We start from the raw sequence: 13,190 nt of genomic DNA on the forward strand, positions 1-13,190 counted from the left end.
TCAAATGGTCCACATAGTCAGATTGAAATTTGCGTTTCCGATAGGTCAAAGACCGTCTTCATAGTCCTGCTCATCAGGCGTTCGTGCACCAATCAGAACCACTGCTATGGTCGCTGGTTTGTCGCTCTTGTTGCGCCAGGCATGGCGCGTTCCGTTCTGCACAAACGTGTCGAATTGCCCCAGACGGGTCTCGTTGCCGTTGTCGAGTTCCATCCAGATCTCCCCGTCGAGCACGATTCCGTAATCGACCGTCGGAGTTCGATGTTTGCCATCTGGCTCGAAGCGCTCAGCCAGCCCAGGACTGACGGCCAGATTTTCGGCCATTGCCGCTTGCGGGTCAAAATCAGGCGAGGCGAACACGGTATCTGGTGGGAACGTTAGCACTAAGAACCGTGTTTCTCCGGGCTCGGGAACGAAGTCCGTAACCAATGGAGTGGGATCGGTTCCGTCAAACGGAATAGCGGTCGACGACCGTGTCGCCCAAATCATTCGCGAGACCAGACCGGGGATGGACTTGAACACGTCTGTCCTCGGTGGAGTGCCGTCCTGAGAAAAGGTGGCGTGCCCCCTCATATCGTGTTCCGTGACCACGCGTCGAATGTTGATCGGCAGTTTGCCGTTTGAGTTGTCAGATGCCAAGGTATGCCTCCCTGATGCTTGGATCATTGATGAGAACTTGAGGCAGCCCGGACGCAGTCACGCGACCCTGTTCAAACACATAGGCTTGATGCGCGATCTCAAGGGCCTTGTTTACGTTCTGCTCGACGAGCAGCACGGCCACTCCCCGCTCATTGATCATCTGGATGATCTTGAACATGTCCCCGACAATCAGCGGCGATAGGCCTAACGACGGTTCATCCATGAGGAGGATGCGAGGCTTTGCCATGAGGCCCCGACCAATGGCAACCATCTGCTGCTGGCCCCCTGACAATGAGCCCGCCAGCGAATCCTGGCGATCTCTCAACACCGGAAACAGCTTGAAGACTTCCGCAAGAGTGGCATTTCGGTCGGCTCGGGCTGCGGATCGGAAAGCGCCGAGCAGGAGGTTATCCAACACGGTCATTTCCGTGAAAAGACGACGACCTTCCGGGACGATGGCGATGCCGTAGTCGCAAACGCGATGACTTGGAACCTTGGAAACATCATTCCCCTCTATAACAATCTTCCCTTTGCGCGGACGTAAGATACCGGCGATGGCGTTTACAAGAGTGCTCTTCCCTGCTCCGTTCGGACCGACGACGGAAACGATCTCACCCGGCTTTACGCTGATAGAAACATCCCAGAGAGCGGTGGCGTCGCCGTAACCGACTTCAACATTTGCGACTTCAAGCAGCATGACCGCCCCCCAGATATACACTGATGACCGCTGGATCTCGCATCGTTTCGGTCGGCTGTCCGAGGGCAAGAACCTTGCCCTGATCCAGCACGGCGACACGGTCTGCGAGTGCGACGACGGCCCTCATTAGGTGCTCAACGAAGATAATCGTCGTGCCACCGGCCTTAATTCGCTTGATCATTTCAACAGCGTGGTCGATCTCAGCCGGATTCAGGCCACAGAGCACCTCGTCGAGTAAGAGAAGACGAGGTTTGGCGGCGAGTGCTCTTGCGAACTCGACAAACTTCCTGTCGTGGAGATTCAGGGCCTCGGGAAGCACGTTGGCCTTTTCCGCCAGTCCAGTGTAGACGAGAGCGGCCTTGGCAACCTCATCGGCACCAGCCACGCCCATGCCGCTCACGCTACCGAACTCCGCACAGATCCGCACGTTCTCAAGGACCGTGAGATTATTGAACAGACGGGGATCTGATACGTACGCGCAATGCCGCTCTGAGCGATCTGATGAGGTGATTTGCCGGAGATCTGTTCTCCTTCAAGCGTAATGGTACCGGAAGTCATGGCGTAGTGGCCGCTGATCATGTTGATCAACGTCGACTTGCCGGAACCATTTGGGCCCACCAGGGCAAGGATTTCCCCCCTCTGGACGTCCAGCGTTACCCCGTTCAGGGCGCGAAGACCGCCGAATGATTTGGTGACGTCTTCGCACTTCAAAAGGACAGGGCTCGAACTTCCATTGGTGGCCGGCGAGAGGTGGGCGGCTACTTGAGTGATCCTGTCACTGCCTCCCAGTCCACTACGCTTGTCGGCAAACTTGCGGAGAATGCTCGGGACGATACCGGACGGCAGCACGAGGATCACGATAATCAGCGCAAGAGCCACGCCAGCACGGCCAAATTCCGCATGAGCACCGCTGACGATGGCACTTTGAAGCACGGTGATGATAGCCGCACCGATCGCAGGGCCTGCCCAGTGGCGAGCACCGCCAAGAATGCTCATGAGGACCACATACAGCGGGACCGTTACCGCAAAGGTCTCGCCGACAGTAACATAGCCGACATAGACGGCGTGGATCGCGCCCATTCCACCTGCGAGCGCCGACGACACCGCGAAGGAGAACAGCTTGTAGCGGAACGTTGGTACGCCCTTCACTTCAGCAACGTCCTCATCGTCGTGGATTGCGAGCAGCCCTTGGCCAAATTTGCTGTGAAAGATGAAGTATGACGTCGCCAATGCGATCAAAGCCGCGATGAGCCCAAACAGGTATAGAGAGCCCGACGCCGTAACCCCGATCATCGGAATCTCGATGCCCGAAAGGAAAACTCCTGTCCCTGAATCCAGCGAGGTGTTGGAAACGATCGCCGCCACAACGAATGTCACCGACAGCGTCAGCAGAGCAAAGAACTCTCCGCGCAGGGATCTGGAGCGAAAGACCACCAGGCCAACGAGAACCGCAACGACCGCAGCGAGAAGTGCGGCAGCCGGTATCGTGGCGATGAACGGCCAGGAAAACTGGGTAGCAAGAGTGGCCGTCGTATACACGCCAATTCCGAAAAATGCGGCGTGTCCGAAGCTCCAATAACCCGTGTAACCACTGAGGATGCCCCAGCTCGTTGCCAGGACGACCCAGAAGAAGATGATATAGAGATAGGAAAGGTAATAGTCAGCCAATCCAAGATAAGGCAGCGAGGCCAAAACCGCCAATACCGGCGCCGTGATCAGAAGCTTTTTCATAGTCATATCACCGGTTTGCGCAGGAGGATGACAATGAGCACGCTGAATGCCACGAGCGGCGCCCAAGCAGGATTCACCACAGTCATCGTGAGGCTCTCGGCCAGACCGATCAGCATCCCGGCTGCCAATGCACCCGCGGGGCTACCCAATCCTCCAATAATAGCGACAGCAAAGACAACTCCGATCCAGGACTCGATTTGTGAGGGCGCCAATGTCCCGATCAAGGCAATGAATACTCCCGCGATACCGGCAATGGCCGAGCAAAGGCCTGCTAGGATGTATGACACGCGGGTAGAGTTGATGCCGAAAGCGGAGGCGACGGAGGGGTCATGGGCGGCGGCACGCAGTGCTTTGCCGAGCATAGTTTTGTTCAACGCGATCCAAGCGGCTCCCGCCAGCAGCACCGCGCAAACGAACGCCGACAAATCCAGCACGGGGACGAAGATCGAACCAATGCGAAAAGTGGTCTGTGCATAGGGCGTTTCGTAGCGGAGGAAGTCCGCCGACCAGATCCACTGAATCAGCGACTCGATCAGGATCGTGACACCGAAGGTAACCAATAGCGAGGCGAACTCCTTCACCTTGAAGCGGACAAACACGCTATGAAGGGCAATGCCGAATAGGAAGAACAGCGGAGCTATCAACAGCGCACTGAGATATGCCGGAATACCGTGCACGGTTCCGAGTTCATAGGTTAGATAGGCACCAAGAAAGGCCAGAGCAAAATGGCTGAGATTTACGAGCTTTAGCAGACCCCAGCTCAGGCTGAGCCCCATCGCTAGCAGGCCGTAAATTCCCCCGAGCAAAATACCGCCGACCGCGGACTGCAAGAAAAGAGTGGCGGTCATCGGATTTTGCGTCTCTCGGTGGACACGATGACCGACACCGGCACCGACATGAATACGACACTCATACGCTATGCCTCCTCCATTGCGCTAACGTTCGCACAAACTTTCACAATGGAGGTTTGATGTCAAGGACATTCAAGCCATTTCCTCATGACGCATGTCCGCAGCTAAACAACTGTTTCAGAGCTTTGCGCCATGAAGGAAACCGCCAGCCTCAGAGTTATCTATCTGATATCAAATGATTTTTTTAAATACGAGTCTTGACCAATGGCCGAAAATCCGGAGCGGGCGTCAATCAGCCTCTCTGCTACATCTCGGGAACTGCGTGCAATTCAGTGCTTTGACAACTGCCGAGTCAATGCTATCGTTGGCTGCAGAAAACTGTTCGGGCTAGGCAACTATGGTAACAATCAAAGACATCGCAGCAATACTGCAAGTTTCACCATCGACCGTAGGACGCGCTCTTGCTGATGATCGGCGCATCAGCGCTGAAATGAAGCGGAAGGTGAACGAAGCGGCAACTCAAGTGGGATATGTCGCCAATCAGGCGGCCCGCATGATGCGCGGCGTTGAGAGCAATTTGGTTGGCCTGATCGTACCAGATATTCGGAACAGCTTTTATTCGACTATCGCTCACGCCCTCTCCCGCTGCCTTCTCTCTGCGAACTACCAGCTGACGCTTTGCGAAACGGATGACGATCGTCTGCTTGAGCTCCGTCACATCAAGGAGCTGACGAGTGTAAACGTAGCCGGGATAATCTTGGTCCCGAGCGCGAAACCTCTTCCCGACTCCGCTCGGTTTTTGAAGATGACCCCTCACATTCAACTGCTACGGAAGCAACAGCTGCTTGGCGAGCAATGGTTCGGCATCGATGACAGGCGAGCGCTCTACGAAAGCACAATGCACATCTTGAGCGAAGGTCATCGACGGATCGCTTACATCGGCGGTACAGAAGCTTTGCCAACAGGTGCAGCCCGCGTTCAAGGATTCCGGGAAGCGGTCAAAACCTCTTCTCATCAGATTGACACCTACGAGGAACTCGGCGCGCCCTCGTCGCCAGAGTTCGGCAGGGAAGCCGTACGACGACTGCTGTCCCTGAAAGAGCGGCCCACGGCCCTCGTGATCGGTGCCGTGCAGAATACATCAGGCGTTATCGATGAGATACAGGATCAGGCGTTGAGCGTACCGCGAGATATTTCAGTCGTCGGCTTTGGAGATGAACTCGGGTATCGGTGGTGGGGGCCAGGATTAACAACGGTACAGCTGCCTGTTTCGCAGCTCGCGACCGCTTGTGGACTTTGGTTCCTGCACCACCTTCAGAATAAGGGCGACCTAGACACGCCATACAGCTTCATATCTCCACCCCAATTGATTGTTCGAGGCAGTACGGCCGCACCATCCAATCATTGATAGCCAAAAGCAGAAAGAGGTGTCCGCCATTCGACGACACCTCTTTCCTAAGTCTACTTCCTACCCGCCGCCGCGACCTCGAACAAGGACGCTATGAGCTCGAAATAACCGGCGCACAACACAGAAACCAGACTAACTTGAACTAGCAGGGAGATCCACGAGCGCTACTTCTTGTATGCGTCCTCGAGATCAATTTTCAATGCGCCCATCAACCGCACGCCAGAATTGTACCAGGCAACGTTGATCGCCAATTCGACCAACTGCTTCTCGGAAAGGAATTTGGCGACCTCGTTCCAAACCTCGTCGGAGACATCGACATTTAGAGTGGAGTCCTTGGCGAAGGCCATGACCGCCTTTTCCTCTTCAGAAAAAAGGTCGGAGGTCTCGAAATAACGAATGGCTTGGAACTGCTCTTCGGTGAGTCCTGCCTTCAGCCCGTGCGAATGGTGATGAACGATCTCATATTCCGAGTTGGTGCAGTACCCCACGGTTAGGATCGCCATCTCCCTCAACTTCGGACTGAAGTCGGCAGCGCGAACTGCGTTGGCATAAGTCAAGAAGTCATTCAAAATTGCTGGCGCGTTCGCCAGTGCTAGAAAAATGTTTCCTGTCGGCACCTTTCTTTCCGCAAGCAGGCGCCCATTGAGTGCCGCTTGCGTTTCTGCCAATTCCGAATTCGGAACGTATCTAACTCGCGCCATTTCTCTACCCTCAGCTTGTCTCGACAATTTTCACCATTCAAGCGCCAGAAAACGGTTAGCAGCAAAAATCCAACGTAGTGCTAACGTTAGCATTAGTATCACCCGGCAATATGAAGTCAACCAAATTCTTCTCCTGCCAACATATAGGCGAGACTCCGGGTCACGCCCCTTGGAGTTGGCAATCGCCACAGTTAGAGCGGGCTACGGCTGATGCGGAGGGGCACCGATATCTGCGGTGCCCTTTTGAAGCTGTGGATGGGCTCAATATGCCGCAGCAACCACTGGATTCTTCAAAATGCCTATGCCGGGGATTTCCACTTCAAGATCATCACCTGGATTGATCGGGCCGACCCCAGCGGGCGTGCCTGTCATGATCACATCGCCTGGCAAAAGCGTCATGAAGCGGCTCAGATAAGCGACGATGTCAGCCACAGAGTAAACTAGGTCGCTGGTGTTTCCGGACTGCTTGATGGTGCCATTTTGACGAAGAATGACGTCGAGATTCGCCGGATCAAGGTCGGTTACGATCGCCGGACCCATGGGCGCAAAGGTATCGTATCCTTTGCCCGCCAAAAGGCAGCCAAACTTGCTTTCCTGACGCTGGATGATGCGGTCGCTGATGTCGTTGCCGCATGTATATCCAAGGACATGACCAAGCGCATCGTCATTGCTAATGTGTCGACCACCCTTCCCAATGATCGCGACCAGCTCAGCCTCGTAATGTACGATTTCGCCGTCTCGCGGAAATTCGATCGGATCTCCATTGCCGCTCGCCGCAGTGCTAGGCTTCATAAACAGGACCGGCAGTGTCGGCTGCTCTTTCCCGGACTCGTTGGTGTGCTCTCGGTAATTGTATGCCACGCCAAAAATGCGCGGACGATTGACCGGGCACAGCAGGCGAACTTCGGACAAATCGTCCACCTTTCCAGTCCTCTCTATGGCGCTGAAGGGTTCACCAGCGATGCGCTGGACGCTGTCACCGTCCTCGACCCCATAGTGAATCCCATCGGCCGCCTCGTATCGCACAATCCTCATCTCGATCTCCTTTTTGCTAACGTTAGCGCATGAAGATAGCTGTCGTCAACGTTATCTCGGACTTCCAACGCCAGCTTCGAAGAGGCTCGCAGCTGTCCGTAAGCGTCGCTCGGCCTTCCGGAACCGGATCGAAAGCTCGCAAAACGCGGGCCGATCAAAGCGAAGAACGAAAGGATACACCTATGTCGATTTCCAACTGGACTGTCGCTGCTGCGATTGGCGTTCTTTCCATGTCTTCCATGGCCCACGCCGAGGATGAACCGAAGTACGGCACAGACATTTCCGTCGACACCGCGAAAGTCATCGCCGCCGCTGCGGTCAAAGAATGTGCGGCTCGCAAATGGTCGATGGCTATTGCCGTGACCGACACGCATGGCGCACTTGTCTACTACGAAAAAATGGACGACACCGAACTCGGCAGCGCACAGGCGGCTCAAGAAAAGGCTGCCGCAGCCGCTCTCTACAAGCGCCCGACCCGCGCCTTCTATGATGTAACCGCAAAGGCCGGTCCGTTCATGCTGACGATGCCCGGCGTCCTCGCCGCTCCTGGTGCTTGGCCGGTAGTCAGCGACGGCAAGATCATCGGCGCGATGGCTGCCAGCGGCGGCACCGGCGACCAGGACGACGTCTGCGCAAAGGCTGGCCTCGCTGCGATGTAAGTCGCCGCCGCGCCGAAAATTCCTTCTCAATCAAAGGAAAGATATCATGTTCAAGGCTCATCACTTGGATGTGGCATTGGTTCTCGCTGCTCTGGCAGCCCCGATCATGTCGATGCTGCCAATGCCTACAGCCGCCGAAGCCGCAGAAACGTTCAGCGGAAGCAACACCGACATTCGTACGATCCTCGCCTATAAGGCGTCGGATGCCGCACTTCGAAAGTTCGTGCCGGAAGGCTGGGAACTGAGCACTTTCAAAGAAGGCCCCTCGGCAGGCGCAAATCTACAGGTCGAGTTCGTCGACCAGCTTTTCGCCGTTGGAGCCGACGGCAAAGTTGGTGCACCCTATCGGTACGTGCTCTTCGGGTTCCCGATCCATCACAAGGGCAGCGACCAAGATGTCCTTATGCTGTTCGACGGACTCTCCCGTGGTGGCGCTGGTCCCTATGGAATTGCTGAACAGGCAACGGACAACGTTTATCGCTCCGTCCAGTACAGCTCTGCGCCAACCATGGTGAAAGAGGCCTGGACCTTCGAAGGCGGTGGCGAGATGGTTTCGCTGGAGACCGAATTCGAGCGCGGTCCGCTGAACGCGGAGAAAGCTGAAAGCCACGTTTACTCGCAGCTGAAGCCGAGCTTCTCGCGCATCTACCGTTACAATGAAGCCGCCGACGTGGTTCAGGCAGCGGGCTCGAAGAGCGATCGTCTTCATTCCTACACCTTCAAAGCAACCGGCGGCAAACTCGCCACGGTCTTTGACGGCTCGGAGAGCTTGATCTCGGTCACGTCACTCCCTGCCTACTCCCGAGACATTTTCGTCCCTACGCCATGACGAAAATGGTGGCGGTCCAATCCCGTACGTCAGTTTCGCTTCCCTAGAACACTGACGCGACCGCTTTAAGACCCGCAGGCCGACAATACCCCATGTCCGGCCTGCGGCCAAACCTGCCTCCAACCATGGACAAGAAGACCCCATGACCCACCATCGTCAAAAATTTCGGACGCTTGCGGCAGAAGCGGCAATGATCCTTGGCGGCTTCATCTTCGGGACATCGGAATTTGCGGCAATGGGTCTCCTTCCCGAAATCGCGAAGGCAAACGGTGTGGCCGTCGATGTCGCTGGAGCCTCCGTCACGTCTTATGCCTGGGTGTGGTCTTCGGCGCTCCCCTGATCGCAATCGTCTCGGCCCGGACGCCGAGACACTTATCTATCCTGGTACTCCTCGCCATTGGCGCCGTCGGGAACATCCTGACCTCCCTGACCGGAAATTTCCCCATGCTCATCGTTGCTCGGTTCGTTTCCGGACTGCCGCACGGGGCATATTTTGGCATAGCTGCGCTGATCGCGGCAGCAATGGCTGGGCATGGCAGACGGGCACAGGCTGTAGCTCGCGTCATGATGGGACTAAGTGTCGCCAACCTCTTTGGATCGCCGATCGCCACTTTCATTGGCGAAAGCACAAGCTGGCGAATTCCCTATTTCCTTCTTGGAGCGGTTGCCCTGGTAGCGGCCTTGGGATGTCACCTAGCGATACCGAAGATGCCCGCTGCTGAAGGTTCCGGCGCAGCCAAGGAAATGGGCGCTCTGGCAAGGCCACAGGTTTGGTTGACCTTTGCGATCGGCTCCCTTGGCCTGTCTGGTCTTTTCGCAGTCTACACGTACCTCGTGCCGACCTTGATCTCGGTGACTGGGATCGGTGAGCAGAAGGCGCCGCTGTTTCTCGTCATCATCGGCTGCGGAATGGTTGTCGGCAATTTCGTCGGAGGCTGGTTGGCAGATAAGGGCGTCATGCGTGCGATTGGGCTTCTGTTGGCCTTGAATGTCATCACTTTTGCCCTGTTTCTGATCAGCGTTCACAGTGCCGTTTTGATTGCTGTTGCTGCATTTCTTGCAGGATTTTCTGCCCTTGCACTCGTCGCCCCGTTGCAGGCGCGACTGATGGATGTGGCCGGACACGCTCAGAGCCTGGGGGCGATGCTTAATGGCTGCGCGATCAACGTTGCCAATGCAGTTGGAGCGGCGCTTGGCGGAGCGCTCATCACGACGAGATTTGGGCCTGCATCGACAGGTGTTGTGGGTGTCGGTCTCGGTCTCGCAGCCTTGGTTGTGTTTTCGATCTCGCTCAAGATTGAGCGGCACCATCACAAACGGTTGTCATTGGGCTAGCAACCATTCGGGGCCTGGCTTGTTCTCCCGCATGAACTTGATGAAAGCACTAAGGGCGGCAGGCATCTGCCGCTTGCTTGGGTAAAACAGGTAAATACCCGAGACCCAAGAGCTCCAACCGTCGAGAACCCGGACAAGCTCGCCAGTGGCGAGCGCCTCCTTGACCAGCACCTTCGGGACCAGGCCGATGCCACCTCCGCCGCGAATGGCTGAGGCCAGGACGCGAAGGTCGTTTGCCACGAAATGCATACCGGTCGCCGGTTCGGCTTTCTCATCGCCGTTCGTCAGTACCCAAGGACGAACAATTCCGTCCCAGGAGGACCGCAAGCGGATGCACCAATGTTCGCCCAGCTCGGACGGCGTGGCAGGAGCCACCCGATTTCGGAGATAGTCGGGCGATGCCATCAAAACCTCTTCGAATGCATCGACGAGCCGAACGGCGACCATGTCCTTTTCTATCCGCTCTCCAACTTGGATCCCCGCGTCTATCCGGTTTTCAACGAGATCGACGTGAAGATCGTCAACCAGCATTTCAACCTCGATATCCGGATGGGTAGACAAGAACTGGCCGATCAGTGGCGCTGCAAGCAGTGTCGCAGCAGTTCGCGAACCAATGATCCGAAGGCGTCCGCCGGTCTCACTGCGGAAGCGGTTTAGACCGTCCAGCGCCACATCAAGGCTTTCGAGCAGCGGCTCCAATGATTTCAGGAACTCGTCTCCCGCATCCGTCAGCGAGACGCTGCGGGTGGTTCGTGTAAGAAGGCGGACGCCGAGCTTCTCTTCAAGGCCGCGTAGAGTTTGACTAAAAGTCGGGACCGAGACGCCCACATTCGCGGCAGCCCGCGTGAAGTTGAGCTGGCGTGCCACTTCTACAAAAGCCACCAACTCCCGCATTTCAGGTGGCCTATGGCCGTTGCGGAAACTCAGCGCTTGTTGCGCAGGATGCTCTTTATGCGCTCTTCAATTTCGTCAGATGTGCGATGCGGATGCTGCTGATGTAAGGATTCTGCGATCCTTCTCAGTTCAGAGGGGTCGCGGCTATTTAGTTTACGATCAACGCCTACGATGGCGTATACGGCGATCAACAGATCCTGGTCGGTCGTCATCGAAAGTCTGGGAAGGCATAGAGCGCTACCGAGGTTCGTAGCGCTTCAACTGTTGCATGAATTCTTTGACGTGCGGGAAGAAGTCTGCAAACGGCGGCTTGGCGCGATGACGCAGCAGCACCTCAGCGAATAACTTGAACCCGATCGTCAGCTCGGCTGCCTCTTCAGGTGGAACGACTCTCTTTTCCTGAACCAGTTTCAGGATGTGCAACAGGTCATCATGATTGGTCACTTCGAAAACCAGAGGCTCCTTGGTGACCGCTTCATCGCCGATTTCTTCCACGGCGACCCTGTACTTGTGGGGCATTACAAACTTCCTTGAGGGCAGCGGCAATAGCGCGGCGGCATTACGAGCTGGTCAATCTCCACCCATTCGGTCAATCCAACGGGCGAAGTGATCCACCCAGGTCTCCAGGAAGCCCCGTGTGGACTCGTTGACGATGTCTAGGTCGGCGTCGAACAAATCCTCCTTCCAAGAAAGGTAAACCTCGGGCTGTCCCATCGTAACGACGTGGATCGAAGCCAAGACCGTCCGCAACTGGCTCTGACCGACAGCCGAACCGATTGCACCGGGCGACGTGCCGACCACAGCGCCCGGCTTGTTCGAGAAAACGTTCTTTCCATAAGGGCGCGTGCCCCAATCGATGGCGTTTTTGAGAACCGGGGTGAACGAGCGATTATATTCGGGAGACACAAAAAGTACGCCATCGGCTTCCGAGATACGCCGCTTAAGCTCCAAAATGGACTCCGGTACGGTTTCCCAGAGGTCGTCGTTGTAAAGCGGGACATTGCTGAGGTCGACGATATCGAAGTGAAGGCGATCTTTGGCCAGGTGAGCGAGGACCTTCGCGAATTTTTTATTGATGGACTCGCGACGCAGCGAGCCAACGATGACTGCAACTTTCTTCATTTTCGCTCTCACGCTTGAATGAGCCGCATTGACAATCGAGTGCGGCGTCGGCGTCATGTATACAACGCATTAAATCAGTGTCACGATATATCTTAGAGATGGCTTAGAGCTAACATGGCAAAGAATGATATCAATGTTGAAGCCCCCGCCGGACGTCGAATGCTCGACGGCGATGAGTTGGGATATCTTTTATTGCTGTTGATGGAAGGCGAAGTGCCGCGGCACGGGTATGATTTAATCAAAGAGATCAAAACGCGGTCCGGTGGTAATTACGCACCCAGTTCGGGGATCGTTTATCCAAAGCTTTCCATGATGATGGATCAGATGCTCCTATCCTCGTCGGCGCCGAGCGATCAGAAACGTGCGTATGTGCTGAACGCGGATGGAAAACATTACCTCGATGAGCATCGCACGGAGGCGCAGGGTGTGCTGGCAAGGATCGAGGCTTTGCGTTTTCGTGGCACTGATGTGTCGGCCGGTCCTGTCGGACGCGCGATGCAAGGGCTGAAGACCGCCCTGGGTCAGAAGTTGGCGGGAGACCCTACCCGTGACCTTCAGTTGGATGTTGCGGATATTATTGACGAAGCGGTCCGTAAGATCGAGCGTCTTTGAGTACAGTTGCGACCCGTTGCTCCGGCAACTGCCTTCGGGCGCCGTGGTGCGCTGCTTTTTCGCCGCCGGCACTTTTGCCGTTGCATCCGTTTCAGCAACCGCGGTAACGGGGCCTGTCCTGTTTTCGTCAGCCATAAGTCATCTCCCTCTGTAGCCAAGAGTTCTTTTCGGCTGAGTGGAAGAGGGATTCAACGTCAGCGTGGATTGGATCAGCAGGCGCCTACTCGCTCTCGGAGGAGACGGGACGAAGAGAGGAGCCGGACGGAACCACGCATCTCAGTTCATTGGCAGTTCCGCATCGATGTGACCGGGCGGCAAACTTGGCTGACCGAGCCCGAAGAACGCGCGCGCGGTCAAGCAAGCGTCATCGCCTGGGACACAGGCGCGGCAGACGTCAGGCCGAAGATCGTATACTTGACAGGATGTCTCTGAACCGACGCGACCGACCAGTGCGGAGCAGCGCGCACCGTCGCAACGCATCCCTTGCTGGTTCGCGGCTACGAAATGCGCCGGCAGCAAATCGAGAGCAGCGTCTGTTTCGGTGGAGAATCTGGGCCAGGTCGGCGAAAAGGAGCAGCAGGCTCCGCAGCCTTGGCAATCGAAATCGATCAATGATGTCATGGCACGCTCCTACCACACAGCCCGCCAAGAGCAAAGCCTTCGGCTATGCGCTTAAC

At 56.2% G+C, this 13,190-nt stretch carries 18 protein-coding genes; 6 read left to right on the plus strand and 12 right to left on the minus strand.

What is annotated here, in order from left to right:
- Positions 1-45: 45 nt before the first annotated feature.
- The 5 genes from FFM53_RS34590 to FFM53_RS34605 are packed head-to-tail and all read right to left on the minus strand — an operon-like array spanning position 46 to position 3,915.
- Complete coding sequence (locus FFM53_RS34590; RefSeq protein ID WP_138390039.1) at positions 46-639, minus strand: cupin domain-containing protein; 594 nt, start codon at positions 637-639, stop codon at positions 46-48.
- Positions 629-1,336 (minus strand): ABC transporter ATP-binding protein, encoded by a 708-nt coding sequence (locus tag FFM53_RS34595; RefSeq protein WP_138390038.1) that lies wholly within the window; start codon positions 1,334-1,336, stop codon positions 629-631. The genes FFM53_RS34590 and FFM53_RS34595 overlap by 11 nt, the downstream gene beginning before the upstream one ends.
- Positions 1,326-1,736: an ATP-binding cassette domain-containing protein gene (locus FFM53_RS36750; protein ID WP_246413396.1), complete on the minus strand. Its 411-nt coding sequence runs from the start codon at positions 1,734-1,736 to the stop codon at positions 1,326-1,328. Before FFM53_RS36750 ends, FFM53_RS34595 begins: the two co-directional genes overlap by 11 nt.
- The gene (locus FFM53_RS34600; protein ID WP_246413398.1) at positions 1,733-3,067 is read right to left on the minus strand and encodes an ABC transporter permease subunit; all 1,335 of its coding nucleotides are present in this window, start codon (positions 3,065-3,067) and stop codon (positions 1,733-1,735) included. Before FFM53_RS34600 ends, FFM53_RS36750 begins: the two co-directional genes overlap by 4 nt.
- A 2-nt stretch (positions 3,068-3,069) precedes the next feature.
- On the minus strand, positions 3,070-3,915 hold the full coding sequence (locus tag FFM53_RS34605) for a branched-chain amino acid ABC transporter permease (protein WP_138390036.1): 846 nt from the start codon (positions 3,913-3,915) through the stop codon (positions 3,070-3,072).
- A 400-nt stretch (positions 3,916-4,315) separates the two neighbouring features.
- Here FFM53_RS34605 and FFM53_RS34610 point away from each other — a divergent pair, with 400 nt between their 5' ends.
- Complete coding sequence (locus FFM53_RS34610; RefSeq protein ID WP_138390035.1) at positions 4,316-5,326, plus strand: LacI family DNA-binding transcriptional regulator; 1,011 nt, start codon at positions 4,316-4,318, stop codon at positions 5,324-5,326.
- Positions 5,327-5,490: 164 nt separating this feature from the next.
- Here FFM53_RS34610 and FFM53_RS34615 read toward each other — a convergent pair whose 3' ends face one another.
- Both FFM53_RS34615 and FFM53_RS34620 read right to left on the minus strand, forming a co-directional pair.
- Entirely contained in the window at positions 5,491-6,027 is a 537-nt protein-coding gene (locus FFM53_RS34615; RefSeq protein WP_138390034.1) for a carboxymuconolactone decarboxylase family protein, read from the minus strand.
- Between the two features lie 261 nt (positions 6,028-6,288).
- Positions 6,289-7,062, minus strand: a complete 774-nt coding sequence (locus tag FFM53_RS34620; RefSeq protein WP_138390033.1) for a fumarylacetoacetate hydrolase family protein — start codon at positions 7,060-7,062, stop codon at positions 6,289-6,291.
- Positions 7,063-7,244: 182 nt separating this feature from the next.
- Between FFM53_RS34620 and FFM53_RS34625 the strand changes: the two genes are divergently transcribed.
- From FFM53_RS34625 to FFM53_RS34640, 4 genes are all read left to right on the plus strand, one after another.
- On the plus strand, positions 7,245-7,721 hold the full coding sequence (locus tag FFM53_RS34625; RefSeq protein ID WP_138390032.1) for a GlcG/HbpS family heme-binding protein: 477 nt from the start codon (positions 7,245-7,247) through the stop codon (positions 7,719-7,721).
- A 46-nt stretch (positions 7,722-7,767) separates the two neighbouring features.
- Complete coding sequence (locus tag FFM53_RS34630; RefSeq protein WP_138334207.1) at positions 7,768-8,550, plus strand: hypothetical protein; 783 nt, start codon at positions 7,768-7,770, stop codon at positions 8,548-8,550.
- Positions 8,551-8,692: 142 nt separating this feature from the next.
- Entirely contained in the window at positions 8,693-8,890 is a 198-nt protein-coding gene (locus FFM53_RS34635; protein WP_173883707.1) for an MFS transporter, read from the plus strand.
- Positions 8,869-9,885 (plus strand): MFS transporter, encoded by a 1,017-nt coding sequence (locus FFM53_RS34640; RefSeq protein WP_173883708.1) that lies wholly within the window; start codon positions 8,869-8,871, stop codon positions 9,883-9,885. The genes FFM53_RS34635 and FFM53_RS34640 overlap by 22 nt, the downstream gene beginning before the upstream one ends.
- Here the strand turns inward: FFM53_RS34640 and FFM53_RS34645 are convergent.
- The 4 genes from FFM53_RS34645 to FFM53_RS34660 are packed head-to-tail and all read right to left on the minus strand — an operon-like array spanning position 9,874 to position 11,901.
- Entirely contained in the window at positions 9,874-10,779 is a 906-nt protein-coding gene (locus FFM53_RS34645; protein WP_138390030.1) for a LysR family transcriptional regulator, read from the minus strand. The two genes, FFM53_RS34640 and FFM53_RS34645, sit on opposite strands and share 12 nt — an antisense overlap.
- A 29-nt stretch (positions 10,780-10,808) precedes the next feature.
- The gene (locus FFM53_RS34650) at positions 10,809-10,991 is read right to left on the minus strand and encodes a hypothetical protein (protein WP_138390029.1); all 183 of its coding nucleotides are present in this window, start codon (positions 10,989-10,991) and stop codon (positions 10,809-10,811) included.
- Between the two features lie 25 nt (positions 10,992-11,016).
- The gene (locus FFM53_RS34655; RefSeq protein ID WP_138334214.1) at positions 11,017-11,298 is read right to left on the minus strand and encodes a DUF3861 domain-containing protein; all 282 of its coding nucleotides are present in this window, start codon (positions 11,296-11,298) and stop codon (positions 11,017-11,019) included.
- A gap of 51 nt (positions 11,299-11,349) precedes the next feature.
- Complete coding sequence (locus FFM53_RS34660) at positions 11,350-11,901, minus strand: NADPH-dependent FMN reductase (protein ID WP_062941771.1); 552 nt, start codon at positions 11,899-11,901, stop codon at positions 11,350-11,352.
- Between the two features lie 114 nt (positions 11,902-12,015).
- On the opposite strand from FFM53_RS34660, the gene FFM53_RS34665 reads away from it, so the two are divergent.
- Positions 12,016-12,513 carry a PadR family transcriptional regulator gene (locus tag FFM53_RS34665; RefSeq protein ID WP_138334216.1) on the plus strand — a complete coding sequence of 166 codons (498 nt, stop codon included), beginning with the start codon at positions 12,016-12,018 and terminating at the stop codon, positions 12,511-12,513.
- A gap of 276 nt (positions 12,514-12,789) precedes the next feature.
- Here FFM53_RS34665 and FFM53_RS34670 read toward each other — a convergent pair whose 3' ends face one another.
- Entirely contained in the window at positions 12,790-13,134 is a 345-nt protein-coding gene (locus FFM53_RS34670; RefSeq protein ID WP_138334218.1) for a YkgJ family cysteine cluster protein, read from the minus strand.
- Between the last annotated feature and the right edge of the window lie 56 nt (positions 13,135-13,190).

Source organism: Rhizobium indicum, from assembly GCF_005862305.2.
In the GTDB taxonomy this organism is placed as follows: domain Bacteria; phylum Pseudomonadota; class Alphaproteobacteria; order Rhizobiales; family Rhizobiaceae; genus Rhizobium; species Rhizobium indicum.

Coding starts and splice junctions, on each gene's coding strand:
- FFM53_RS34615 (WP_138390034.1), bottom strand. CDS start 6,027: ATGGCGCGAGTTAGATACGTTCCGAATTCGGAATTGGCAGAAACGCAA.
- FFM53_RS34605 (WP_138390036.1), bottom strand. CDS start 3,915: ATGACCGCCACTCTTTTCTTGCAGTCCGCGGTCGGCGGTATTTTGCTC.
- FFM53_RS34665 (WP_138334216.1), top strand. CDS start 12,016: ATGGCAAAGAATGATATCAATGTTGAAGCCCCCGCCGGACGTCGAATG.
- FFM53_RS34630 (WP_138334207.1), top strand. CDS start 7,768: ATGTTCAAGGCTCATCACTTGGATGTGGCATTGGTTCTCGCTGCTCTG.
- FFM53_RS34620 (WP_138390033.1), bottom strand. CDS start 7,062: ATGAGGATTGTGCGATACGAGGCGGCCGATGGGATTCACTATGGGGTC.
- FFM53_RS34650 (WP_138390029.1), bottom strand. CDS start 10,991: ATGACGACCGACCAGGATCTGTTGATCGCCGTATACGCCATCGTAGGC.
- FFM53_RS34655 (WP_138334214.1), bottom strand. CDS start 11,298: ATGCCCCACAAGTACAGGGTCGCCGTGGAAGAAATCGGCGATGAAGCG.
- FFM53_RS34645 (WP_138390030.1), bottom strand. CDS start 10,779: ATGCGGGAGTTGGTGGCTTTTGTAGAAGTGGCACGCCAGCTCAACTTC.
- FFM53_RS34610 (WP_138390035.1), top strand. CDS start 4,316: ATGGTAACAATCAAAGACATCGCAGCAATACTGCAAGTTTCACCATCG.
- FFM53_RS34625 (WP_138390032.1), top strand. CDS start 7,245: ATGTCGATTTCCAACTGGACTGTCGCTGCTGCGATTGGCGTTCTTTCC.
- FFM53_RS34600 (WP_246413398.1), bottom strand. CDS start 3,067: ATGAAAAAGCTTCTGATCACGGCGCCGGTATTGGCGGTTTTGGCCTCG.
- FFM53_RS34660 (WP_062941771.1), bottom strand. CDS start 11,901: ATGAAGAAAGTTGCAGTCATCGTTGGCTCGCTGCGTCGCGAGTCCATC.
- FFM53_RS34670 (WP_138334218.1), bottom strand. CDS start 13,134: ATGACATCATTGATCGATTTCGATTGCCAAGGCTGCGGAGCCTGCTGC.
- FFM53_RS34635 (WP_173883707.1), top strand. CDS start 8,693: ATGACCCACCATCGTCAAAAATTTCGGACGCTTGCGGCAGAAGCGGCA.
- FFM53_RS34595 (WP_138390038.1), bottom strand. CDS start 1,336: ATGCTGCTTGAAGTCGCAAATGTTGAAGTCGGTTACGGCGACGCCACC.